We start from the raw sequence: 23,886 nt of genomic DNA, 5'->3' as shown, positions 1-23,886 counted from the left end.
CTACAATTGTGTGCGAATTCAAGAAAAATTAAACCACCTATCCCCTAAAGAATTTAGGGAACAAGTGGTTTAGGTGTTTTGATTGGTGTCCCGTTTTCGGGGTTCACTTCAATGATTAGAGGGCTCTTATTTTTTCGTTATGTGTCGGTAAGTCGATATATTAAAAAAATCGCTGATATAATTCGAGTTGCGCCGATATATTAAAAAAATCGCCGATATAATTCGAGTTGCGCTGATATATTAAAAAACCGCCGATATAATTTCATTTACTGTTACGCAACACAAAAAAGAGCTATTCCTAAACGATGGGAATAGCTCTTTTTCTTATGCAACCTTCTCTTCCGAAGTAACTCCGCGAATTTCATCAGCAGAGCGGATTGGATATTTACGGAACACAATAGATCCGATGTATCCGACAATAGTGGTAACGATTCCACATAATATAGCAGCAATTGTTACTTTTACAACGTCATTAAATCCGAATAAGACAAGAAGTCCTGGGATTGGTGATGCTGTTCCTGGTGCATTATTAACGAGCTGGAAAAGAGAGGTAATAATACCAGCAAGTGCACCGCCAACGAAGTTTGTCGCATAAATTGGAATCGGATTTGCTGAAACAACATCGGCTTGTGTTAAAGGCTCGATTGCTACAGCAATTGTATCTTTCTTTGAACAAATTTTTAAGCGTTTAAAGAAAATAAAGTTCATTGGGGCTGAAGCTGCTACAGCCAGACTACCAATTGCCATTGGTAAACCTGTTAATCCAAGCATTGCAGTTAGTGCCATAGAACTCAGTGGAGAGGTAGAAATAACTGTTATTAATCCACCAAGCATAATACCCATAATGATAGGACTTTCTGTAGTTGCAACTGAAATCATAGAACCGATTTTACCAAGTGTGGCGTTAACGAGCGGATCCATAAGCATTGCCATTCCGCGTGAGATTGGTGCAGCGATAAATAGGATTGCTAAAAATTCCACACCAGCTGGTAATTTCTTTTCGAGAAATTTCACGACGAAGGCACAAACGTATCCAGCGAAAAATCCTGGTAAAATACCAAATCCACTAGTAGCGATACCAATTAAAACAGCATATACGGGGGAAACACCGATTGCTAATGCGACTAAAATCGCTGCTGCGACACCGCTCATACTACCGGAAGCTTCTCCTACTGATTGTAAAAAGTCATTATGAAACATTTCTCCACCTATATAACGGTGAAATGCTTCAATAAGAAAACTTGCAATTGCTGCATTAGCTAAAGCGCCCATCGCCTTCATTCCGTAAGGCGCACGGTAACTGAAAAGTGTAAATAGACAAAGTACAACAAGTAATAGTGCTAAACCTTGCAAGATAGCCATTTGAAAACTGTCTCCTTTGATTTTTGTAATAAAAATTCGTATCATTCAATAATAATATAAAAGTGTATGAAACGGAAAAATTTTTTCTTGGGAACTGGTTGTAAGAAAAAATCCCTTACAATAATGTAAGGAAAGTGTAAGACTTTTAGATAGAGTATAGTATGCTCTTTTCCGTATAATACAAGTATAGATATAATACTAGCGAGAAAGAAGTGCAAACAGGAGGTTCATGTATGAAATTGGTAATTAAAGTTTTAGCTGTATTCGCCATTATTCTAGGTGGAACAGCGTATTATTTGAACACAAAAACAGAAGGTGTACATGCTTTTGTAGACAACTTCTTTTCAAATAAAGAAATACAAGATTATTATGCGGTTATAGATAAAGGTGAGAAAAAAGACGGAGAATACTTGTATACTTTTAAAGGGTATACAGAAGATGGAAAGTTACAGGTTATTAAAAGAATGATGAACCGTGAATTGCATACGGGGGCGTTTATAAAAATTTATGCAAAAGGTATGCAAGGAAAAGGATGGGCTGAAATCCCGAAAGAATCCATTCCGCAAAAAGCGTTGGAAAAAATAGAAAAACCATAAAAGGAGCGACTCATTCGCTCCTTTTTTAGTACGTTAAAATAGTGATAGATGTCTTCTCTTTGTGAGAAATAATTTTTGCACGTCCACCAATTGGAAAAGTGAAAATCGGGGTTGTATGCCCGAAACTTGCGTTTGCAATGATAGGGATATGTGCAAGTTCAGGTTTTGAAGCAATCATTTCTTGAATGTCTTCTATCGTACATTCTGCACCTTTTTGCATCTTTCCTATAACGATTCCCTTTATGTATTCAAAACCTTTCTGCTGCATAAGGGAATGTAAATAACGATCAAAAGTTTTAAGAGTAGATGTTCCAGTTAAACTATCTTCTTCAATAAATAAAATTTTCTCCTTTAAATTTGGCATATATGGTGTACCTTGCAGTAAGTTAAATGTGCTCATATTGCCACCGATAATATCTCCCGTAGCTTCTCCTTCTTGAATTGAAACATATCCTTCATTTTTAATAAATTCTCGATTTTCCTGATCTATATACCAAGAATCATCGCTCCATGTTTCAGATGGAAGGACTTCAATAGGCTCATTAGAAGTTAAGCACTTTAAAAAGTAATCGGTTGTATACCCGAGCCCTTTCTCCATTCCAAACGAAGAGAAATGGGGTCCTGAATATGTAACAAGCCCTGTTTTTGCGTAAATTGCATTATTTAAGGCAGTAATATCAGAATAACCACAGAAAAATTTCGGATTTTCACGAATTAAATCATAATCGAGATGTTTCAATAAACCATTTGAGTTGTATCCGCCAAGTGTAGTCAAAATAGCTTTTACATTAGAGTCTCGAAATGCTTCATGGAGGTCTTGAATGCGGGAAGAAATAGAGGAGGAAGCAAATCGATCTATCTCATCAGCATATTTTGAGAATGTAACTTGAAAGCCCATGTCAGTTAATCTTTTTATAGCAAGTTTTCTATTTTCATTTGAAACAATACTTAAACTACACGATGGTGAAATCACTCGTATTTCAGCACCCTTTTTTAACTTTGTTGGTATCACTACATTCACCTCTTTAATTGAAAGAATATTTAGATTTAAAAAATATTTTATCATATGAAATAAAGTAGAAGTGAATTATTTTTTGAAATGGAGTTTTCCTGATTTTTCAGCAGACAGACAGAGTCTTTTTTTGATATGATAGGAAAAGTGATTTATTATAAGTAGTATTTAATATCTATAACATTTGAAAGGTGTGCAAGACGTGGAGAAACAACTTGCAGGCTTGCCGGTACACGTTCATTTCGTAACAGAAATCCGTGAAGGGGCGAGGAAGGAAACCGTTGCTTTTGAAGCAAATGGTCAATACTATGTAAAAGGTCAAGGTACATATGTAACATTCCAGGAGCCGAACGAACAAGGCGAAGTGAAAACAATTATTAAAATTCAAGATGAACAAGTTCTCATTATGCGTTCAGGTGCTGTTTCTATGCGTCAGACGCATGTGAAAGGTGAATGGACAACTGGTACGTATACGAGTGAACTTGGTACGTTTGCATTGCAAACAAAGACTGATAACGTTCTTTTTAAATGGTCGGATGAAAAGAAAAAAGGACAACTCTTCTTAACGTACGCATTGCTTCTAAGTGAACAAGAAGCTGGCAGATATACTATTACAATTAATTTGAAGGAGGCAAAATAATGAATTCCTTAGAACAGGTAAAAGGATTGATTAAAGAAGAAATTCAGGCTGCTGTATTAAAGGCAGAATTAGCGACAGAAGAACAAATTCCAAACGTTGTATTAGAATCTCCAAAAGATAAAACAAATGGTGACTTCTCTACAAATATGGCAATGCAACTTGCACGCGTTGCGAAAAAAGCACCTCGTATGATTGCAGAAGAACTAGTTGCAAACTTCGATAAAGCAAAAGCTTCTATTGAAAAAATCGAAATCGCTGGTCCTGGTTTTATTAACTTCTATATGGATAATAGCTACTTAACAGATTTAATTCCAACAATCGTAAACGCTGGTGAAGCTTACGGTGAAACGAATACTGGTAAAGGTGAAAAAGTACAAGTTGAGTTCGTATCTGCGAATCCAACAGGTGACCTTCACTTAGGACATGCACGCGGTGCGGCAGTAGGTGACACTTTATGTAACCTATTAGCAAAAGCAGGATACGATGTATCTCGTGAGTACTACATTAATGACGCTGGTAACCAAATTCATAACTTAGCTCTTTCTGTTGAAGCTCGTTACATGCAAGCTTTAGGCTTAGAGAAAGAAATGCCAGAAGACGGATACCATGGTGCGGACATCATTGGAATCGGTAAACGTTTAGCAGAAGAGTTTGGCGATCGTTATGCGAAAGCTGATGAAAAAGAAAGCTATGAATTCTACCGTGAGTACGGTTTAAAATATGAATTAGCAAAACTTCAAAAAGACTTAGAAAGCTTCCGCGTTAAATTTGATGTATGGTTCTCAGAAACATCATTATACAAAAACGGGAAAATTGATCAAGCTCTTGCGGTATTAAAAGAGCGTGACGAGATCTTTGAAGAAGACGGCGCAACTTGGTTCCGTTCAATGACTTACGGCGATGATAAAAACCGTGTATTAATTAAAAATGATGGTTCTTACACGTACTTAACGCCAGATATCGCGTATCACCGTGATAAATTAGAGCGTGGTTTCGATAAGTTAATTAACATTTGGGGTGCTGACCATCACGGTTATATTCCACGTATGAAAGCTGCTATTCAAGCACTTGGTTACGATAAAGAAACACTTGAAGTAGAAATCATCCAAATGGTACAACTGTATCAAAATGGTGAAAAAATGAAAATGAGTAAACGTACAGGTAAAGCAGTTACACTTCGTGAGCTTATGGAAGAAGTAGGCGTGGACGCAATGCGTTACTTCTTCGCAATGCGTAGCGGTGACTCTCATTTAGACTTCGATATGGACTTAGCTGTATCAAAATCTAATGAAAACCCAGTATACTATGCACAATACGCTCACGCTCGCGTATGCAGTATCCTTCGTCAAGGTGAAGAATTAGGATTAGCTACAGGCGGAGACGTTAACTACAAACTTGTTACTTCTGAAAAAGAAGTAGAGTTACTGAAAAAACTTGGTGAATTCCCAGCGGTAGTTGCGGATGCAGCACAAAAACGTCTACCACACCGTATTACAAACTATGCATTTGAATTAGCAGCAACATTACACAGCTTCTACAATGCAGAAAAAGTATTAAACCAAGATAATTTAGAATTAAGTAAAGCTCGTTACGAGTTAATGAAAGCAGTACGCACTACACTTCAAAATGCATTAGCAATCGTAGGAGTATCTGCACCAGAAAAAATGTAATTAAGAAAAGCGGAAGCGGCTCGTTTAGAATAGGAGGGGGATGGAGCTCCTGACAGAGAGGCGTACTTTGCCTCGGAGGAAGGCGCGAAGCCACCGAGTATTCTAGCCGCTGGAGCTAGACAATTAAGAAAAGCGGAAGCGGACTTTCGTTTTTAAATAAAAGGCAATCACACGATGTTGTGATTGCCTTTTTATGTGGAGATAATAAAAAATAAAATTTTATCAAACAAAAAGGGAATTTGCGTCGTCTTATATAAATGACAGGAGGCTTATGATGGAAGAAAAGGTAGAAGAATTAATTGATATATATAAGAAGCAAATATATTCCTTATGCTATAAGTTAGCAAAGACGAAAGAAGACGCGGAAGATATTTTTCAAGAGACATGGATAAAAGTTTTTTCATCGCGGCACCAACTTTCTTACGTGGAGAATTATAAAAAATGGATTACTACAATTTGTGTTCGTACGTTTTATGATTTTTATCGTAAGAAAAAAAGGTGGAAAGATCGAATATTGGATTTGTTTCATAAAGAGGATGGTGGAGAAATAGATTTCGCAGATGATGTGAATATATCAGAAGAATTTATTCAAAAAGTGGAAGCGGAAATGATACGGGAAGTTATACAGCTATTGAATGAAAAATATAAAACCGTGCTCGTACTCTACTATTATGAACAATACTCTTATAAAGAAATGAGCGAAATATTAAATATACCGATTGGTACGGTAAAGTATCGGCTTAATTATGGGAAAAAGAAAATGCGAGAACATTTGGAGGGGTTCGTTCATGAAGGAAGATAAATTTGAACAGAAAATAAAGAGCAGTTTAGCAGAAGAGATAACTCCAAGCGAAGAGCTAATAAATAACACGAAGCAGGGCGTGCGAAAGGCTCAGAAGTTAGAGAGGAAATGGATGATTTGTATTCATACCATTTGGATTGTTTTGCTAACAATTGTTATAGAACAATTTGTCACTCATTTGGATTATAAAATTCCTATGTTAATAGCCATTGTGATTATGATGCATGTATACATTCCGATATATGTTGTAATACAGTCATTTTTAAAGAAGGAGTATAAATTACATGAATGAGTTCGCTAATCCGTTTGTACTATTTGAAGTAGCTGGAGTGACGATGTTTTTAGCTTTTATAGCACTTTTAATATGTGTTGCATCATGGGTATATACAGATGCTAAAGCACATCAAATGAGTAAAGGATGGAGTGTCTTAGCGGTTATATTTCCATTTTTTATCGGTTTTTTGTTATATATGGTAAGAAGAAGTAAAAAGAAAGTTGAAGGAGAATATAAGATGAACTTTGTTAAAAAACAGAAAGTAACATTAGTTGCGATATTGGCAAGTACAATGTTTGTATTACTTAGTGGTTTTGCTTTTGCACAAACGTTAGATGACGCGTGGAAAGCAGGAGATATATATTTAGAAAATGAGAAGCAAGGGGAGACAAGTTACGAGGCAAAATTCTCATCATGGGATATTGCCGGTAAAGATATTGAACTTCAGTATGAGAAGGACACAGAAGTGACATTTTCTTATGAGACAGATGCAAAACGAGGGAACTTATGCTTTAGCGTGTATGAAAGACGAGGAGAAGGTATAAAAGAGTTAAAGGAAATCTGTGAATCGAAAAAAGGTAGTTTTACAGTTACTTTAAAAGCAAATGAAGAGTATGTATTGAATATAAGTGGATTAAAAGTGAAAGATGGATTCGTAAAAGTGAATTGGCAAGAGAAATAAAAGGGGCCCTATAAAGGACCTCTTTTTTATTGAATAGTATAAGTAACAGAAAAACTAACAGGACTATAGTAAACGTAAGGTGCATGAAATTGAACATACATATTTCCATCTGTTTTTGCAGTGAAAATTCGGCCGTAACCATCAGAATAACGTCCAATTAGGTTATGATTTGAGTCATAAACACTGTAACTAGGAGTTTTGCTGTTAGGATGAATTGTTAGTTCTTGTCCTTTTTGAAGGAAAATAGGTTCTTGTTCAGAACTACCTCCAGTTTGCAAAGAATAAAATTTTGTAAAGCTTTGTTCTTGAGCGGCAGCAGCGACTTTTGTTTCAGGAATAAACGCAGTAGCTCCAGTAATTCCTGCTAAAGTTAATGCACTTGCTAAAATCATTTTTTTCATAATAGAAAAAGCCTCCTTATTAGTTGTAATCGGTGTTGTTACATTTAATATTGTATACGATAATGGGTAGGATAAAATATGCTTTTATGCATATATATTTTTTCTCAATAAAAGACCACTGATAAAATCAGTGGTCTTTTAAATGATTAAGCAGCTTTCTGTTCAGTTTGAGGAACAGGTTTTTGAAGCGAGTTATAAACTCCTGTTCCGATAACGTCTAATGCCATTCTCATTCGTTCAGGTGAAATGTTTTCTAATACGTTATCTTGAGGTGTATGGTATACCTTCTCAATATGATAGATTAATGGATTCCAACTATCGACACCCATCCAAATGAATAGAGCAGCAGGAATACCAGCTTCAGCAAATGGAACATGATCACTAGAACCAAATTTACCTTGTAGGACGAGGTCATTATTTAGTTGTTTACCTGCTTGCAAGGCAGCATCTGTTACAAAGTTTGTAGAGCCATCAGGTGTCATAGCGTATAAATTCTTTGCTTTATCATAATTTGTTGCAACCATGTCGGCGTTAAAGACACCTAAAATACGGTCGCGTTCTTTCTGGGATAGACTATTCACGTAATAATCCGAACCAAGTAATCCAGTTTCTTCAGAACCAAAGGTAATAAAGCGAATTTCTTTATCAGTTTCTACATTTTGAAAAGCACGAGCTAGTTCTAATACTAATCCAGTTCCAGAAGCATTATCATTTGCGCCAGGTGCTCCGACAACACTATCATAGTGCGAGCTTACAACGACTGCTTTCTCATTACCTGTACTCTTTTTTGGTTTCTTTTTGGCGATAACATTTAGAGATGTTAATTTAGATTCATGTCTCGCTTTTAGGGAAAGAATTGTTGTCCCTTTTTTAGCGATTTCTTCTTTAAATGCATTTCCTTGCGCATAAGCAAGACCAAAGACAGGGATAGATTGCTTTTTCGTTAGGCGGGGATTGAAGGTTTGTCCATAATTTCCGCGTCCGCCAATTAAACTGTATAAAAGAACACCTTTTGAACCTTTGCTAACAGCATTTTCAACTTGTTTATTATAGTCTGTAACTGTCGTTCCTCTTTCAAATAAAACAATTTTACCGTTTACTTCATTTGGAATATCTTCTAATTTTGTCCCACCTTGAACAAAGATAAGGGGAGCTGTAACAGCTTCTGTAGAAATGAGTGCATTAGGAGCAGCACCAGCTTGCCAATTACGTTTTGTTGATAGTGGTGATTCAATGAATCCAACGTATTGATCGGGCACCTGAAATGGTTGATATTCTACGTCATAGCCCATTGATTTAAGCTGCATACCAATGTAACGAGAAGCCCATTCTTCGGATTTTGTTCCACCGGGGCGAGGACCAATTGTTTCAGATAAGAAACGAACATGTTCAATCGCGCGGTTTGGATCAATCTGTTTTGTAATAGATGGAGTTTGTGTAACCTCTGACGTGGAATCCGCTTTTGCTTGCCCAATTGGAGCTAAGCTAACAGCGAGTGATACAGCAAGCAAAGAGCTTACTATTTTTTGTTTCAATGATTTTCTCATTTTTTCCTCTCCTATTCTTCTATTCTCTGTGACTGACAAAAGAAGACGGATAATGACTTTATTTTACCTTCGAGTCTTTTATTTTTCAATATTCTGACATTGAGAAATAAAAACAATATATGCATATTTGCATATTTTTGAGGAAGATATGTATGCTATCATTTTAAACGAAGGTTCGCTTTCTACTCTGAAAGCTCCTACATTGCATGAATCTAGTGTACCCAAACTTTAGATTATGTAGAGAAATGGAACCACTGTAGGGTTTCATTTCTCATGTTTGAATCAGTTGATGGTAATTATGTTTCCGCATTTCATAATTATTATCAGTGATATATGTAAGGCATCCATATGAAAATAAGAGGCTGTTCAAAGGTTTTCCGTACCTTTGGGCAGCCTCACCCCGTTAAAAGGACGATACTTTATGTATCGTCCTTTTTGTATAAAAAAACATCCAATCAATTGAGAGATTGATTGGAGGTGAAAAAATTATTAATAATTTTTTTTGCGTTTTGTAGCCAAAATACTTAATAATCCAGCTAGTAGAAGAAGGATACCTACTATTTGTGTAGGGTCTTCTTTATGACCTGTATTTGGAAGGTGTTTATCCGTATTTCGATCATCTTGCTGTTTGTTATCTGTTTTATTCGATGTTTCTTCGGAAGTTCCGTTTTCGTGTTTCTCAGATGTTTCATTGCCTTTGTTCTCTTCTTTATTTGGAGGAGTAACTGGCTTGTCATCTCCACCTGACGAAGATTCAATCTTTTTATTTGAAACTGTAATTTGTAGTGGTGTAGCTTGGGCTTTATCAATTGTAAAGTTTATTGGTGATGCATCTAATTGATAGCCTTTAGGAGCCTGTGTTTCTACTAATTGATAATTACCAGGTTTCAAATCATTTACGATTACTTTTCCGTGTTGGTCTGTTTTTAAACCTTCTCGGATGATTTTTCCATCTTGGTCTAAAATATTGAAAATGGCACCTTCAAGTGTTCCATGGTGATCAATATCAACTTTAGTTAACTCAATTGAACCTGTTGTTAAACTATTTAAAGCTGTAACAGAGGTAATCTGAGATTGTCCTTTCGTAATTGTGAAAGGAATTGGTTTAATGTTTAAATCATAGCCAGTTGGAGCTTTCGTTTCAATGAACTGATAATCTCCCGGACGTAAATCAGAAACAGAAATCTTCCCATCTTTATCAGTAGTTAAATCAGAACGAACATCCTTGCCGTCCATATCTACAATTTTAAAGATTGCTCCTTCAAGAGTAGTACCATCGATGTCATCAACTTTAGTTAATTCAACTGCGCCTTTAGTTAAGCTGTTAGTAGCAGTAACAGAGGCGATTTTTTCTTGTCCTTTTTTAACTGTGAACTTAATAGGTGTTTTGTTTAAGTCATAGTGTTCAGGAGCTTTCGTTTCGATAAACTCATAGTCTCCTGGCGGTAATTCATCCACAACTAAACGGCCGTTTTTATCAGTAGTTAAATCGGTAAGAACATCGTGTCCATCCTTATTAACAATTTTAAATACTGCACCTTCAAGTGTTGTGTTTTGCTTAGCATCATCAACTTTAATTAACTCAACACTACCTTCCGTTAAGCTATTAATAGCTGTAACGAAGACATGCTTTGTTTGACTTCTTTCGATTGTGAACTTAATTGGTTCTTCATTTAAGTCGTAATGTTTAGGAGCTTTTGTTTCAATAAATTGATAGTCTCCTGGTTGTAAGTCTTTAGCGATGATTTTTCCGTCTTTATTGGTAACTAAATTCGTACGAATGTCGTTACCGTTCAGATCAGTAATTTTAAATACCGCACCTTCTAGCATTTCTTTCTTATCTATAGAGTCAACTTTCGTTAATTCCACGCCACCTTTTGTTAGGCCATTCTTAGCAGTAACAGAAGCGTGAGTTAGTTGACTTCTTTCGATAGTGAAGCTAATAGGTGTTTTATTTAAATCGTAATCTTTCGGAGCTTTCGTTTCAATGAATTGATAGTCTCCTGGGCGTAAGTTTGTAGCAGTAATCTTCCCATCTTTATCAGTAGTTAAATCAGTGCGAACAATTTTACCTTTCGCATCGATGATGTTAAACACTGCATCAGAAAGTTTTGTATCTGGATTTATATCATCTACTTTTATTAATTCTACAGAACCCTCAGTTAAGCTATTTGTAGCAGTAACTTGGAGCTTTTCTTTTTGGCTTTTCTTAATTGTAAACTTAATAGGTGTACTATCTAATTTATAGTGTTCAGGAGCTTTCGTTTCAACAAACTGATAGTCCCCAGGACGTAAATCAGAAACAGAAATTTTTCCGTGTCCATCTGTTGTAAGCTCAGTACGAATGTCTTTACCATTCAGATCAGTAATTTTAAATACCGCATCTTTAAGAGCAGTACCATCTACATCATCCACTTTAGAAAGTTCCACAGCGCCTTTCGTTAAGCTATTTGTAGCTGTAACGGAGATAGGATCAGCTTGGCTCTTTGTAATTGTGAATGGAATTGGCTCTTTGTTTAAATCGTAGTGTTTCGGAGCCGTTGTCTCGATGAATTGATAATCACCAGGACGTAGGTCAGAAACGCTAATTTTACCTTGTTGATTCGTAACAAGATTTTTGCGAATTACAGTACCATTCATATCCACAATTTTAAATACTGCGCCTTCAAGAGTAGTGCCATCGACGTCATCCACTTTAGAAAGTTCCACGCCGCCTTTTGTTAAACTATTTTTCATAGTAACGGTAGCAATATCTTTTTGGCTTTTTTCAATTGTAAATATAATTGGTTTTTTGTCTAAATCATAGTGTTCAGGAGCCGTTATTTCAACGAATTGGTACGTACCAGGACGTAAGTTTTCGATAACGATTTTACCTTCACTGTTTGTTTTTAAATCTGTTTTAAGTACTTTGCCATCTTGATTTAGTAAATTAAATACCGCATCGGCAAGTTTTGTTTGAGTGTTTAAATCATCAACTTTAAGTAATTCGATACTACCTTGTTTTAAGCTATTTGTAGCAGTTAAAGAAATAGCTTTCTTCTGTCCTTTTTCAATAGTGAATTTGATTGGTGTTTCATCTAAAACGTAATGCTTCGGAGCTTTCGTTTCGATAAATTGGTAATCACCAGGACGTAGGTCGTTAATTTCGATTATTCCTTGTTCATTTGTAACAAGGTCTTTATGAACTACATCACCATTCATATTAACAATTTTAAATACTGCATCTTTAAGAACAGTGCCATCAACATCATCAACTTTAGCAAGTTTAACTGCACCCTTTGTTAAAGCATTTGTAGCAGTGACATGAAGAGTTTCAGTTTGGCTCTTTTTAATTGTAAATACGATAGGTTTTTTATCTAAATCGTAATGTTCAGGAGCAATTGTTTCAACGAATTGATACGTACCAGGACGTAGGTTTTCAACAACAATTTTACCTTCATCATTTGTTTTTAAGCCTTCTTTAACTAGCTCTCCGTCTGCATCTAATAAATTAAATACGGCGTTAGCAAGTTTTGTATTTATATCAATATCGTCAATCTTTGTTAGTTCAACGCTACCGTTTTTCAAAGCATTTTTGCCTGTAACATTGATCTCTTTCGTTTGACTTCTTTCAATTGTAAATGGAATCGTTGTTTCATCTAATACATAGTGCTCAGGAGCTTTTGTTTCAATGAACTGATAGTCTCCAGGGCGTAAATCAGAAACAGAAATTTTACCGTTTTTATCTGTAACAAGATTCGTATGAACTTCCTTACCATTCATATCAACAATCTTAAAGATTGCACCTTCGAGCATCGTACGATCGATGTCGTCAATTTTTGTTAATGTTACTGCACCTTTCTTTAAACTGTTAGTAGCAGTAACAGTAATATTCTCTTTTTGACTTTTTTCGATAGTGAATGGAATAGGGTCTTTGCTTAAGGTATAGTCTTTTGGAGCTTTTACTTCAATAAATTGATAGTCTCCAGGACGTAAATCAGAAGCAGAAATTTTACCGTTTTTATCAGTCGTTAAACCTTTGCGAATTACCTTTTTAGTATCATGAGCGTCAACGATTATAAATTCTGCACCTTCAAGAATAGTGCCATCAACATCATCAACTTTTGTTAAAGTGACGCCACCTGTAAGTAAACTGTTTTTTACAGTAACAGGGATAGGAAGATCTTCCTTACTACCTTTTTTAATTGTGAACTTAATAGGTGTTTTGTCTAATTTATAATGTTCAGGGGCTTTTGTTTCGATAAATTGATAATCCCCTGGTGCTAAATCAGGAATAACTAATACTCCGTAATCATCTGTTGTTAAATCTTTCATAATTTCTTTGCCAGTTGCATCTTGCAATGTGAATACAGCGCCGGCAAGAGCTTTACTACTTTCCACATCATCTTCTTTAATAAGTTTAACTTTTCCTTTCGTTAAACTATTTTTAAATGTAAGTGGAAGGAGTTTTTGTTGTCCTTTTTCGATTGTAAATTCAATTGGTTCTACATTTACATCGTAATAAGTTGGAGCCTTTGTTTCGATAAGCTTATAGTTACCAGGACGTAAGTCATCTACAACTAGCATTCCTTTACTATTCGTAACAAGGTCCGTACGAACATCTTCATTAGTATCTCTATTAACGATTTTAAATACTGCACCTTCAAGTGTTTCCTTTTCATCTGCAGCATTCACTTTTGTTAACTCAATACCGCCTTTTGTTAAGCTGTTTTTAGCGGTAACAGTAGCCTGAGTTGTTTGACTTTCTGTAATCGTAAATTTAATTGGTTTTGTATTTTTGTCGTAATACTTCGGTGCTGTTACTTCGATAAATTTATAATCGCCAGGGCGTAAGCCAGTAGCGATAGCTTTACCATCCGCACCAGTTTTTACATTTTCGCGAATAACTTTCTTTTCATCATTTGCATCAACAATTTTAAATACAGCACCTTCAAGAGCTGTACCATCGATATCATCAACTTTTGTTAATTCAACATCTCCTGGTTTTAAAGCATTTTCAGCTTTCACAAGTAGAGTTTCTTTCTGACTTCTATCGATTGTAAATTCAATAGGTTCTGCTCGTAAAACGTAATGTTCAGGAGCAGCTATTTCAATAAATTTATACGTACCAGGACGTAGGTTACTAACTTTAACTTTACCGTGTTTATCAGTAGTTAAGTTAGTGTGAGGGGAAACGTCATTATTATTTGTATCGACAAGTTTGAATACAGCACCTTCTAGTGGTTTTTTCTCACCAAACTCATCAACTTTTAATAATTCAACCTCGCCCGTTTTTAAGCTGTTATTTGCCGTAACAGTAGCAAGAGCTTGTTGGCTTTTATCAATTGTAAACTCGATAGGGTTTGTACTTAACGTATAATCCTTAGGAGCTTCTGTTTCGATAAATTTATAAGCACCAGGCTCTAAATCTTTAACGGTAACTTTTCCATCTGAACCTGTTTTTATATTTTCACGAATTACTTGTTTCTCGTCATTCGCATCGACAATTTTAAATACAGCACCTTCAAGGGCAGTGCCATCGACATCATCGACTTTCGTTAAAGTGACACCACCTTTAATGAGGTGATTTGTCGCTGTAACAGTAAGTGCTTTCTTTTGACTTTTTATAATTGTAAACTCAATTGGTTTTTTATCTATGTCGTAATCTTTAGGTGCTTTTTCTTCGACAAATTGATAGTCTCCAGGGCGTAAATCTTTTGCTTCGATTTGTCCTTGATCATTTGTCGTTAATTTTTCATATCCACGAATTACTTTGTTATATCGATCGCGTACACTGAACTCCGCACCTGCTAAAGTTTTTCCATCTTTATCGAATTTTGTTAAAATGGCCGATCCTGGAATCAAACTGTTTGTTGCAGTTCGGTTTATTACTGTTGTTTGATCTTCTTTGATTGTGAATTGTATAGGTGTACTGTCTAATTTATAATGCTCAGGAGCAGTTGTTTCTTGTAAGTAGTAAGTTCCTGGTTTTAAATTATCTACAGTAATTTGTCCTTGATTATTTGTTGTTAATTTTTCGTGTTCTGAAATTATTTTTTTGTCTTTATCAAGTAGTGTGAAAACGGCACCTTGCAGTGTGACGTTTTTATTCAGGTCATCAGACTTTGTTAAAACTACTTTACCGACAAACTTCTTATTTGCAAGTTTATATGTTGTAGTCTCTTGTGTACCAAGTTCAACAATTTTCCCTTGTTTTAAATCCCAGCTAATTACATAGCCTTCAGGAGCCTTTGTTTCTTTTAATAAATATTTATCGCGTTTTAAATTATTAAATTTAGCGATACCGTCTTTGTCTGTTGTAATTTTACGTATAACAGTTTTACCTGTACGATCGTATAAAGTAAATTCTGCCCCAGCTAATAGTGCGTTCTTATTGTCGTTATCTACCTTTATAATTTCAAGGTTTCCACGGCCTTTAGTAGCAGATCCTCCGCCTGAACCAGAAGACATTCTCACTTCAATCGTTTCAGTAGTTTCTGTGTTTTTAACTGTCAACTTATTGCCTGTGATTTTCGCTTTATTACTTACTTTTTCTTTATCGTCTGCATTAATAAGTGAGCGATATTCTAAAATATAAGCTCGATCAATTTTTTTCAAGAAGGCAATTTCGAAATGTTGCTTTCCGGTATTATTGTCTGTTGTTATTTTGAGTTTATAGTCTGTTCCTTCTTTTAATTCGTTTACTGTATCTTTTGTTAAATTTCCATATGGATCAACAGTTGTAGGATATAAGTGGAATGAATCTTCCACAATTACCTGATTTTCGGTTGGATCATCTGTTACAACGGCATCTGCAATGGTTGATTGGCTTTCGTTAATTGCGATACTCCAATTAATATAGTTGTCGTCTTGCACAGCTTTTTTAGTAACGAAGCTGCCACCTTTATTTACTTGAGTGTCACCTGTAAGGGTGTTTACGATTTTAGAGCCATCTTTTAAATCTGCCTCGTTTTTGTAGGTGCCTTGGATAAGTTCACCATCAAGGCTTGTTTTAAAGATAATATAGTAAGGTGAATTAATTGATTGTTTGAAATGAACCTTTAGGGTGTTTTTATTTTTCTCTGTAGGTTCTTCAAGTTCATATTTCTCAGTTGGTACAGCATTACCAGGTTGTGCATTATCAGGATTTCCATTTAGAATCATATCACGCACTTCAATGGATCCAGGCACTAATTTTTGTTTATCTTGTATTACGTCTATAACATAAGGATCTTTAATCTCAACATTATTATAGTTAAAGCCTATTATCCAAGTAATTTCCTTCGTTTGGGCGTTATAAGAACCGTATTTATAACCATTTGCCTTTGTGAAAGTATCAGGATCGAAATTAGCTTCAACTTTATTTGATTGTGGATTAGAATCCGTATCTATCCAAGAAAGGTTACCTGTATTTTTAAATGAAGTTTTACCACTTTCTAGCTTTGTATAATCAAAGTCTGTCGTATATTTTACGACTAATGTCTTTGTCATATTAGACTGATACGTACCTATAAGAGTAATTTTGAAGCCTTTATCTGTTACATCTAAAACATAGTCAGTCCCAGCTTGAAGGGTATAATTTCCGTCTTTAATTTCTAGTTTCTTATCTTTTAATTGTAATCCACCATGATCAAAGGTGTCCGTAATAATCGCGTTGCTTAATGGATAGTTGTTATTATTTACTATAATTGTCCAAGTTGTTGTTTTGTCTTTATAATTTGTTTCAGCTTTATTATTAGATTTAATAATATTTTGCTGCTTGAAGCTAGCTTCATTTTCTTTACTTGAATCATTATCAGCTGTAACTTTATTTTTTACTTTTCCATCTTCTATAACTTTATTAGTTGGCTTGGTTTTATAGGTAATCACATAAGCACTATTAATATCATCATTAAACTGTAAATCGAATCCATTCTTCTTGTTATTTACAGTGTAATTATTAACAGCGTCTCCTGTTACAAGCGTTCCTTTTTCATTATATGAAGCGTTTTTTACAACAATAGAATTTGCATCTAGTTCGTGTGTATCGTCAAAAATATCTTTTAAAATCGCATCAGCTTTTTTGATCTCTCTTTGATCACCATTGTAAGTAATTGTCCACTCAATTGTTTGCGTCTTTGGATCATATTTACTTGTTTTATTTAAGTGTGTACCACGAGAAACCGTCACAGTAGAACTTGCGTTTTGTTGCTTTTGATTATCACTCGTTATCGTAACGTTATTTCGGAAACTTTTAATATTTTCATCAGTAATTTTTGTGGCATATTCGATTTGATATGCTTTATTGATAGAATCTTTGAAAGCAATCTCCAATTTTGAGCCATCTGATGAAATAATATTGTAATCTGTTGGCTCAGCTTCTGCACCACGCGTTACATTCCCATTAACATCAACTTCTAAATAATAAACTTTAATAGAATCTTTATTTAAGCTTGTACCTTGTGGAATGTTATCTTTAAAAACAGCGTTTTTAAGGGGGGCTTTCGTTTTGTTCATCTCTACTTTCCAATTAATTTCATTTGTATTAATTGGTCTATCAGGTAAACCCTTTTTATTCGTAGCTGTTTGTACATTAGGCTTAAAGTCAACTGTAATAGAAACATCCTTATCTTTAATCGGGAAAGGAATTTCTTGTGTTGTTGTACCTTTAATTTCAGCTTTATTAAATTCTGTCTTTAATTGTAGGTTACCAGCAACATCTGGATGCTCTTCAACATAATCGTTGAATGTCATCGTGACTTTTCCATCTTTTGTAACAGTAAAATTACCAATTTGATGGTTTTCACTATCATATAAAGGACTGTTAATTGTATTGTAAATCTTAAAATGTTTAGGAAGATCAAAAATATAGTAATCTCCATTTTTCACATTCATTGATTTTAAAAGTTCCCATGTAAACTCAATATTGGCAGGGGAATCTGTACTTGGACGGTTATCCTCTGTAAATGGTTTTCCGTCTTTATCCGTCAACTTTACACTGGTTAAAATGTTTGTTGTTATTTGCTTTGGACCTGAATTTGTATTCTCAGCAGGGTCGCTTGCTAGCTTTTGTTCTGGATTGTCAGTAGCAATTTTAGCTGCTGGGTTTTGTTCCGGATTATCAGTGGCAGTTTTAGCTGCTGGGTTTTGTTCCGGATTATCAGTAACAGGTTTAGTTGTTGGGTTTTGTTCCGCATTATCAGTAACAGGTTTAGTTGCTGGATCTTGCTCCGGATTGTCAGTAACAGGTTTAGCTACTGGATCTTGCGCTTGTTTATTAGTATCCTGTTTGGTGCTATCTTCTTTAGAGTTTTCTACTTGAACAGGAACTGATATAGGCTGAACCATTGTTCCTAAAGGAAAAGCGATTTGAACTGATTTTTCTCCAGTTTTTAAAGTTGAGTTAAACACGGTATCAACTTTAATTTTTCCTTTAGCGTCTTTCAAATTTTCTACTTGATTATTAAATATTAATTTTAATTTATTATCTTTAGCTGTTATAAAATATTGACCAATATTTTTTTGATCTGTTACTAAATCTCCTTGCAAATCTTTAGATACTTTTAATGCAAGTGGTATTTGAACTACTGCTGTATCATTTGCGTGTGCAGCTTGTTGATCCTTTATTGACCAAGCGTATTCTACTTGAATGATTGATCCTATCTTTATTAAATTGTTAGGATTTTTTGCTTCGTCAATAATATGATTCGTTGCATCTTTCATTTCAACAGTGTCAAATAAGGAATCTCCTGTTAAGGTTTCCGCTTTTACTTGATTGTATGGAAAACTAGCAAGTTGCGAAAATAGTACGAATACAATTAAACATACATTGAAAAGTTTTTTCATTTTTCCTCCTCTGAACATTCATTTGTCCATTGGGGACTTATTCCACATGAACAAATGGAATATTAAAAGTATTTGTTATAAGCTATTTATTTTTGCTATCCCTCCGTTTCTATACGCGTTCTCAGACAAACAGGATTATGTTCAAAGTAAAATTGTTTAACGTAAAACAAAATGTATATTTACACAGTTCTATGGAAATATACACAATTCGACAAAAAATGTCGAAAAAAATACTGATATAAAGAATGATATCAGACCTTTATATGTGAGATAGTTTTCATGTATATCTAGTAAAAAAGAATGGTTATAAAGGTAAGTTTTACGATACATACTAACCAATGTAGTGTATCCCTTTGTGAAGGCTTATTTTTGCCTTAAAGTTATGTGGAGATAAAAAGCTAGATAGGGTTGGTTTTGGTCAGAATGAAGACAATATGTACTTTGAAAATAGTCATTTATTTTGTCTAAAGAGAGTTGTGCGATTAGTGGACCGAAGTTGAAAGATGATAGTTTCTTACATTGTTAGAGGAATATAAGAATTACAGAATATTCGACTAACACGTTACTACGGTCATTTTTGAGACTGTTTAAACAATAAGAAAGAAGGTGTTTTTAGTTACAATATCTTTTTAGTAAAGATAAGCTTAAGTAACCTCCGCTAAAGATTATATACTTAAATGATAAAGAGTTCAACAGTAGTTCACATATTTTCCCAAAAATAAAAACGGCTGTTTTATGTGGAATAAATCTACAAAACAGCCGTTTTTGGTATTAGATTTCTGTTAAAATTATTGGTTCGCCGCGCGTTACGACAACCGTATGTTCACATTGTGCAACAAGACTTTTATCAGGTGTAACGAATGTCCAGCCGTCGTCACCACGTTCAATAATATGATCAGCTTTCATAGAGATGAACGGTTCTACAGCGATAACAAGACCGTCTTTTAGAAGCGCATTATCCATTGGATCATAGTAACTTAAAATGTGATTTGGTGCTTCATGTAAGCTAAGACCAATGCCGTGACCAGTTAAGTTTTGAATAACATTGTATCCACTTTTATGTGCGAAGTTTGAAACAGCACGACCAATTTGATTTTGTTTTGAGCCAGCTCTAACCTTTTTCATTGCTGCCCAAAATGCATCAACTGCTGCTTGGCAAAGCTTTTCTTTTGCTTCGTCTTCTCCAAGAACAAATGAGATACCTGTATCTGCATAATAGCCATCAAGTGCAGCAGATACATCGACGTTTACTAAGTCGCCTTCTTTTAATACGCGATCTCCTGGAATACCATGAGCAACTTCCTCATTTACACTAATGCAAGTTACACCTGGGAAATCATATTCTTTTTCAGGTGCAGAAATAGCACCATGCTCATCTAATACTTTTTTACCGATCAAATCAAGCTCTTTCGTTGTCATACCTGGCTTCGCTTCTTTTTTCATTTCTTCACGTGCAAGCGCAACGATGCGGCCGATTTTTCGTAAGCCTTCTAAATCTTGTTCATTACGAATAATCATGAAAACCACTGTCCTTCCTCGAATATATATCTTATCCGATTGTATCATGTTTATTTTCGTCCTGCTACTCGCTTGCGGTATGCGGGTTGATTCCTCTCATAAAGAATACATGACAATTGTCATATCGATGTCATGACGCATCATACTGTTTCCTAAGTTTTCCAAGTAATACAATGTAAATATAAGAAACAGCGGGGGTGGAGAGATGGAAAAGATTATTGAAGTAAATGGTGTTTCTAAAACATTTAAACATAAAAACGCAGTAAATAATGTTTCATTTCATGTAAATAAAGGGGAAATAGTAGCGTTACTTGGTCCGAATGGTGCGGGGAAAACAACGACGATGTCGATGATGCTTGGATTAAAGGACCCGACAGAAGGTAAGGTCTTTATATTTGGAAAGAGTCCAAAGCATAGAGATGTTCGTAATAGCCTCGGTGCGATGCTGCAAGAAGTAAGTGTCATTGATAGTATTACGGTGGAAGAGGCAATCGAGTTATTCCGTAGTTATTATACGAATCCTATAGCGAAAGAAACGTTACTGCAGCTATCAAATTTAGAATCAGAGCGAAAGCAAAGATGTGAGAAGTTATCAGGTGGGCAAAAAAGAAGGTTGAATTTTGCGCTTGCACTTGCGGGAAATCCAGATTTGTTATTTTTAGATGAGCCGACAGTCGGAATGGATATTACGTCTCGAAGAATGTTTTGGGAAACGATTCGAAAGTTAGCAAGTGAAGGGAAAACAATTATTTTAACGACGCATTATTTAGAAGAAGCAGATGCTTTAGCAAATCGTATCTTATTATTTGCGAACGGAAAGATTATCGCAGATGGTACACCAGACGAAATGAAAGCGACGATTTCGCGAAAAACAATCACATTTTACTCGAAGGAAAGCATTCCTACAAAATTACTAAAGGAATTACCAAATGTAACAGAAGTAAAGTCAAGCGAAGGACGCCTCATTTTAACAACGGAGGATACGGATGCAACTTTAAAAGCCATTTATCAAAAGAGTTTACCTGTAACAGATGTTTCAGTTGAACGTGGAAGTCTTGATGAAGCATTCGAACAGTTTGTCGCAAATCAGAAGGAGGAAATCGCATGAGAGCATTATGGATGCAATGCAAAATAGAAATTTTACGTACATTCCGCAATAAATTATTTATCTTTTTCTCATTATTAATGCCTGTTATGTTTTACTACATTTTCACAAATGTTGTTCAAGTACCACAAAACGGAGATGCGTGGAAAGCACATTATTTAATTTCGATGGCAACTTTCAGTATTGTAGGGACTGCACTCTTTAGTTTCGGTGTGAGACTTTCTCAGGAAAGAGGGCAAGGATGGACACATCTTCTAAAAATTACACCGCTTCCAGAGGGAGCATATTTAACAGCAAAAATTATCGCTCAAACAGTAGTAAATGCTTTTTCAATATTAGTTATCTTTATTGCAGGGATACTAATTAATCATGTTGAGTTAACGATAGGGCAATGGATTGGTGCGGGATTATGGTTATTGTTAGGGGTAACACCATTTTTAGCGTTAGGAACAGTAATAGGTTCCATTAAGAAGGCGGACGCAGCTGCTGGCTTAGCAAATATTTTAAATATGAGTTTAGCTATAGTTGGCGGGTTATGGATGCCGATTGAAGTATTTCCCAAAATATTAAGAACGATTGGTGAATGGACACCGACATACCATTTCGGAAGTGGTGCGTGGGATATTGTAGCTGGAAAATCAATTGGATGGGAAAATATCGCGGTATTAGGAGGTTATTTCCTTATATTTGTTGTAGTATCAATATATATAAGAAAAAGACAGGAAGCGGTATAAATGATAGAGAAGAAGAGGATTGAGATTTTTCCGAAACATATGGGATTCTTCCCGTATATGTGGTTTGTTTATCTATTATTTCCAATTTATCACTTAGCGCAGGCATCAGGATGGAAGCTTGTAATAGGAAGCGGTATGTTGATAATTTTTATCGTCACATACCGTCAGCTTTATTTTGTTCAGAGGACGTTTGTTTTTTGGGCGTGTATTCAAATGGTACTCATCTTTTTATTTGCTTTATTTTATAATCCTTTTATGATATTTTTTGGCTTTTTCACAGCAAGTGCGATGGGATTTGCGCCAAATAAGAAAGTATTTCGAGTGCTGTTATGTTCGTTAGTTATCATGCTTGGAGCATTTTTATTTGTAAATATGAATCAACTAACAACTACAAGTTTAGTAAATATCGTTCCAATGTTTATTTTAATGATTCTTACGCCATTTGGTATGCGCAATTTTAATCAGAAAAAGATGTTAAGAAATCAATTGGATCAGGCGAACGAGCAAATTAAAGACTTAGTAAAACGTGAAGAACGGCAGCGGATTGCAAGAGATCTTCATGACACATTAGGGCATACGTTATCTCTTATTACTTTGAAAAGCCAGCTTGTAGAGAAGTTAATTGTGAAAAATCCAGAGCGTGCAAGTGCGGAAGCGAAGGAAATTACACAAACGTCTCGTACAGCCTTAAAACAGCTGAGAGAATTAATTTCTGATATGCGTATGATTACGGTAGAAGAAGAGCTAGAGCAAATAAAAGCGATCTTACAAGCAGCTAATATTGAATTAGAAGTGAGGCAAGAAGCAAGATCGAGCTCGTTATCACCAATTGAACAAAATATTGTCGGGATGTGTTTACGTGAGGCCGTTACAAATGTTGTAAAACATAGTAAGGCAACGCGGTGCGCAGTTTCTGTATTAGAATCACAAGGTGAACTGATTTTGAAAGTAGAAGATAACGGAATCGGTTTAACAGATCAAAATCATGATGGAAATGGTATTCGCGGCATGAAAGAACGAATTGCTCTTATTGATGGATTTGTTGAACTAGGTACAATCAATCCAGGGACGTTATTAACGGTAAAAGTTCCAGTTGTTATTAGAACAGGAAAAGATGAGGTGAGGGCATGATTCGAATTATTATTGCAGAAGACCAGCGGATGCTTCGTGGTGCATTAGGGGCCCTGCTTGATCTAGAAGATGATATCGAAGTAATTGGGCAAGCTGCGAACGGGGAAGAGGCGTTAGAATTGATTGAATCGTTAAAGCCAGATGTAAGTATTATGGATATTGAAATGCCGATTCAAAGTGGATTGGATGTCGCTGAGACTTTAAAGAAAGAAAAATCATCATGCAAAGTAATGATTTTAACAACATTTGCACGGCCGGGATATTTTGAAAGAGCAATGAAAGCTGGTGTGCACGGCTATTTATTAAAGGATAGCCCAAGTGAAGATTTAGCGGCAGCAATTCGTAATGTAATGAAGGGGAAACGAGAGGTCTCCCAAGATTTAATGTTTGGCTTATGGCAGGAGCAAAATCCGTTGTCAGATCGCGAAAAGGAAGTACTGTTGCTTGCGAAAGAAGGAAAGACGGCAAACGAAATTGCGAAGGCACTTTATCTTTCGCCGGGTACAGTACGTAATTATATTTCTGAAGTATTAGCGAAGCTTGATGCGAAAAATAGAATTGAGGCAATTACAATTGCGGAAGAAAAGGGTTGGATATAAAAAGAAGGT

17 protein-coding genes are annotated in these 23,886 nt (G+C 35.4%); 11 read left to right on the top strand and 6 right to left on the bottom strand.

Annotated elements, in window-relative coordinates:
• Nucleotides 1–73 (top strand): IS3 family transposase (locus tag ACTFSL_RS21620; RefSeq protein WP_326245104.1); only part of this gene is annotated, 73 nt, incomplete at its 5' end.
• Between the two features lie 251 nt (nucleotides 74–324).
• Here ACTFSL_RS21620 and ACTFSL_RS21615 read toward each other — a convergent pair.
• The gene (locus ACTFSL_RS21615; protein ID WP_000996319.1) at nucleotides 325–1,362 is read right to left on the bottom strand and encodes a PTS sugar transporter subunit IIC; all 1,038 of its coding nucleotides are present in this window, start codon (nucleotides 1,360–1,362) and stop codon (nucleotides 325–327) included.
• A 233-nt stretch (nucleotides 1,363–1,595) separates the two neighbouring features.
• Here ACTFSL_RS21615 and ACTFSL_RS21610 point away from each other — a divergent pair, with 233 nt between their 5' ends.
• Nucleotides 1,596–1,958 (top strand): YxeA family protein, encoded by a 363-nt coding sequence (locus tag ACTFSL_RS21610; protein ID WP_000779921.1) that lies wholly within the window; start codon nucleotides 1,596–1,598, stop codon nucleotides 1,956–1,958.
• A gap of 25 nt (nucleotides 1,959–1,983) precedes the next feature.
• On the opposite strand, the gene ACTFSL_RS21605 is transcribed toward ACTFSL_RS21610, so the two are convergent.
• Nucleotides 1,984–2,970, bottom strand: coding sequence for a S66 family peptidase (locus ACTFSL_RS21605; protein WP_017672904.1), 987 nt, complete (start codon nucleotides 2,968–2,970; stop codon nucleotides 1,984–1,986).
• Between the two features lie 202 nt (nucleotides 2,971–3,172).
• On the opposite strand from ACTFSL_RS21605, the gene ACTFSL_RS21600 reads away from it, so the two are divergent.
• From ACTFSL_RS21600 to ACTFSL_RS21580, 5 genes are all read left to right on the top strand, one after another.
• Entirely contained in the window at nucleotides 3,173–3,610 is a 438-nt protein-coding gene (locus ACTFSL_RS21600; protein WP_000414867.1) for a DUF1934 domain-containing protein, read from the top strand.
• Complete coding sequence (argS, locus tag ACTFSL_RS21595) at nucleotides 3,610–5,280, top strand: arginine--tRNA ligase (RefSeq protein WP_001086456.1); 1,671 nt, start codon at nucleotides 3,610–3,612, stop codon at nucleotides 5,278–5,280. The genes ACTFSL_RS21600 and argS overlap by 1 nt, the downstream gene beginning before the upstream one ends.
• A 274-nt stretch (nucleotides 5,281–5,554) precedes the next feature.
• Nucleotides 5,555–6,082 carry an RNA polymerase sigma factor gene (locus tag ACTFSL_RS21590; RefSeq protein WP_000391642.1) on the top strand — a complete coding sequence of 176 codons (528 nt, stop codon included), beginning with the start codon at nucleotides 5,555–5,557 and terminating at the stop codon, nucleotides 6,080–6,082.
• Complete coding sequence (locus ACTFSL_RS21585) at nucleotides 6,069–6,374, top strand: ECF-type sigma factor negative effector (RefSeq protein WP_000656684.1); 306 nt, start codon at nucleotides 6,069–6,071, stop codon at nucleotides 6,372–6,374. The genes ACTFSL_RS21590 and ACTFSL_RS21585 overlap by 14 nt, the downstream gene beginning before the upstream one ends.
• On the top strand, nucleotides 6,367–7,038 hold the full coding sequence (locus ACTFSL_RS21580; protein ID WP_001001596.1) for an ECF-type sigma factor negative effector: 672 nt from the start codon (nucleotides 6,367–6,369) through the stop codon (nucleotides 7,036–7,038). The genes ACTFSL_RS21585 and ACTFSL_RS21580 overlap by 8 nt, the downstream gene beginning before the upstream one ends.
• 26 nt (nucleotides 7,039–7,064) lie before the next feature.
• On the opposite strand, the gene ACTFSL_RS21575 is transcribed toward ACTFSL_RS21580, so the two are convergent.
• From ACTFSL_RS21575 to map, 4 genes are all read right to left on the bottom strand, one after another.
• Entirely contained in the window at nucleotides 7,065–7,439 is a 375-nt protein-coding gene (locus tag ACTFSL_RS21575) for a hypothetical protein (protein ID WP_440042375.1), read from the bottom strand.
• Nucleotides 7,440–7,585: 146 nt separating this feature from the next.
• A complete protein-coding gene (locus tag ACTFSL_RS21570) occupies nucleotides 7,586–8,986 on the bottom strand; it encodes a M28 family metallopeptidase (protein ID WP_440042373.1) in 1,401 nt (466 codons plus the stop codon).
• A 489-nt stretch (nucleotides 8,987–9,475) separates the two neighbouring features.
• On the bottom strand, nucleotides 9,476–18,790 hold the full coding sequence (locus tag ACTFSL_RS21565; RefSeq protein ID WP_440042371.1) for a SpaA isopeptide-forming pilin-related protein: 9,315 nt from the start codon (nucleotides 18,788–18,790) through the stop codon (nucleotides 9,476–9,478).
• A gap of 771 nt (nucleotides 18,791–19,561) precedes the next feature.
• Nucleotides 19,562–20,356, bottom strand: coding sequence for a type I methionyl aminopeptidase (gene map / locus ACTFSL_RS21560; protein WP_047792083.1), 795 nt, complete (start codon nucleotides 20,354–20,356; stop codon nucleotides 19,562–19,564).
• A gap of 157 nt (nucleotides 20,357–20,513) precedes the next feature.
• Between map and ACTFSL_RS21555 the strand changes: the two genes are divergently transcribed.
• From ACTFSL_RS21555 to ACTFSL_RS21540, 4 genes are read left to right on the top strand one after another with little or no spacing between them, the layout of a single operon-like run.
• Nucleotides 20,514–21,416, top strand: coding sequence for an ABC transporter ATP-binding protein (locus ACTFSL_RS21555; protein ID WP_440042369.1), 903 nt, complete (start codon nucleotides 20,514–20,516; stop codon nucleotides 21,414–21,416).
• Entirely contained in the window at nucleotides 21,413–22,147 is a 735-nt protein-coding gene (locus ACTFSL_RS21550) for an ABC transporter permease (protein WP_001202429.1), read from the top strand. Before ACTFSL_RS21555 ends, ACTFSL_RS21550 begins: the two co-directional genes overlap by 4 nt.
• Complete coding sequence (locus tag ACTFSL_RS21545; RefSeq protein WP_000570606.1) at nucleotides 22,148–23,278, top strand: sensor histidine kinase; 1,131 nt, start codon at nucleotides 22,148–22,150, stop codon at nucleotides 23,276–23,278.
• Nucleotides 23,275–23,877, top strand: coding sequence for a response regulator transcription factor (locus tag ACTFSL_RS21540; RefSeq protein ID WP_000619237.1), 603 nt, complete (start codon nucleotides 23,275–23,277; stop codon nucleotides 23,875–23,877). Before ACTFSL_RS21545 ends, ACTFSL_RS21540 begins: the two co-directional genes overlap by 4 nt.
• The last annotated feature ends 9 nt before the right edge of the window (nucleotides 23,878–23,886 follow it).

Source organism: Bacillus cereus group sp. MYBK108-1 (genome assembly GCF_051917185.1).
GTDB classification, from domain to species: Bacteria; Bacillota; Bacilli; order Bacillales; family Bacillaceae_G; genus Bacillus_A; species Bacillus_A cereus.
Note: the sequence above shows the minus strand (reverse complement) of the source record. Positions and strands in the feature narration are given on the sequence as shown.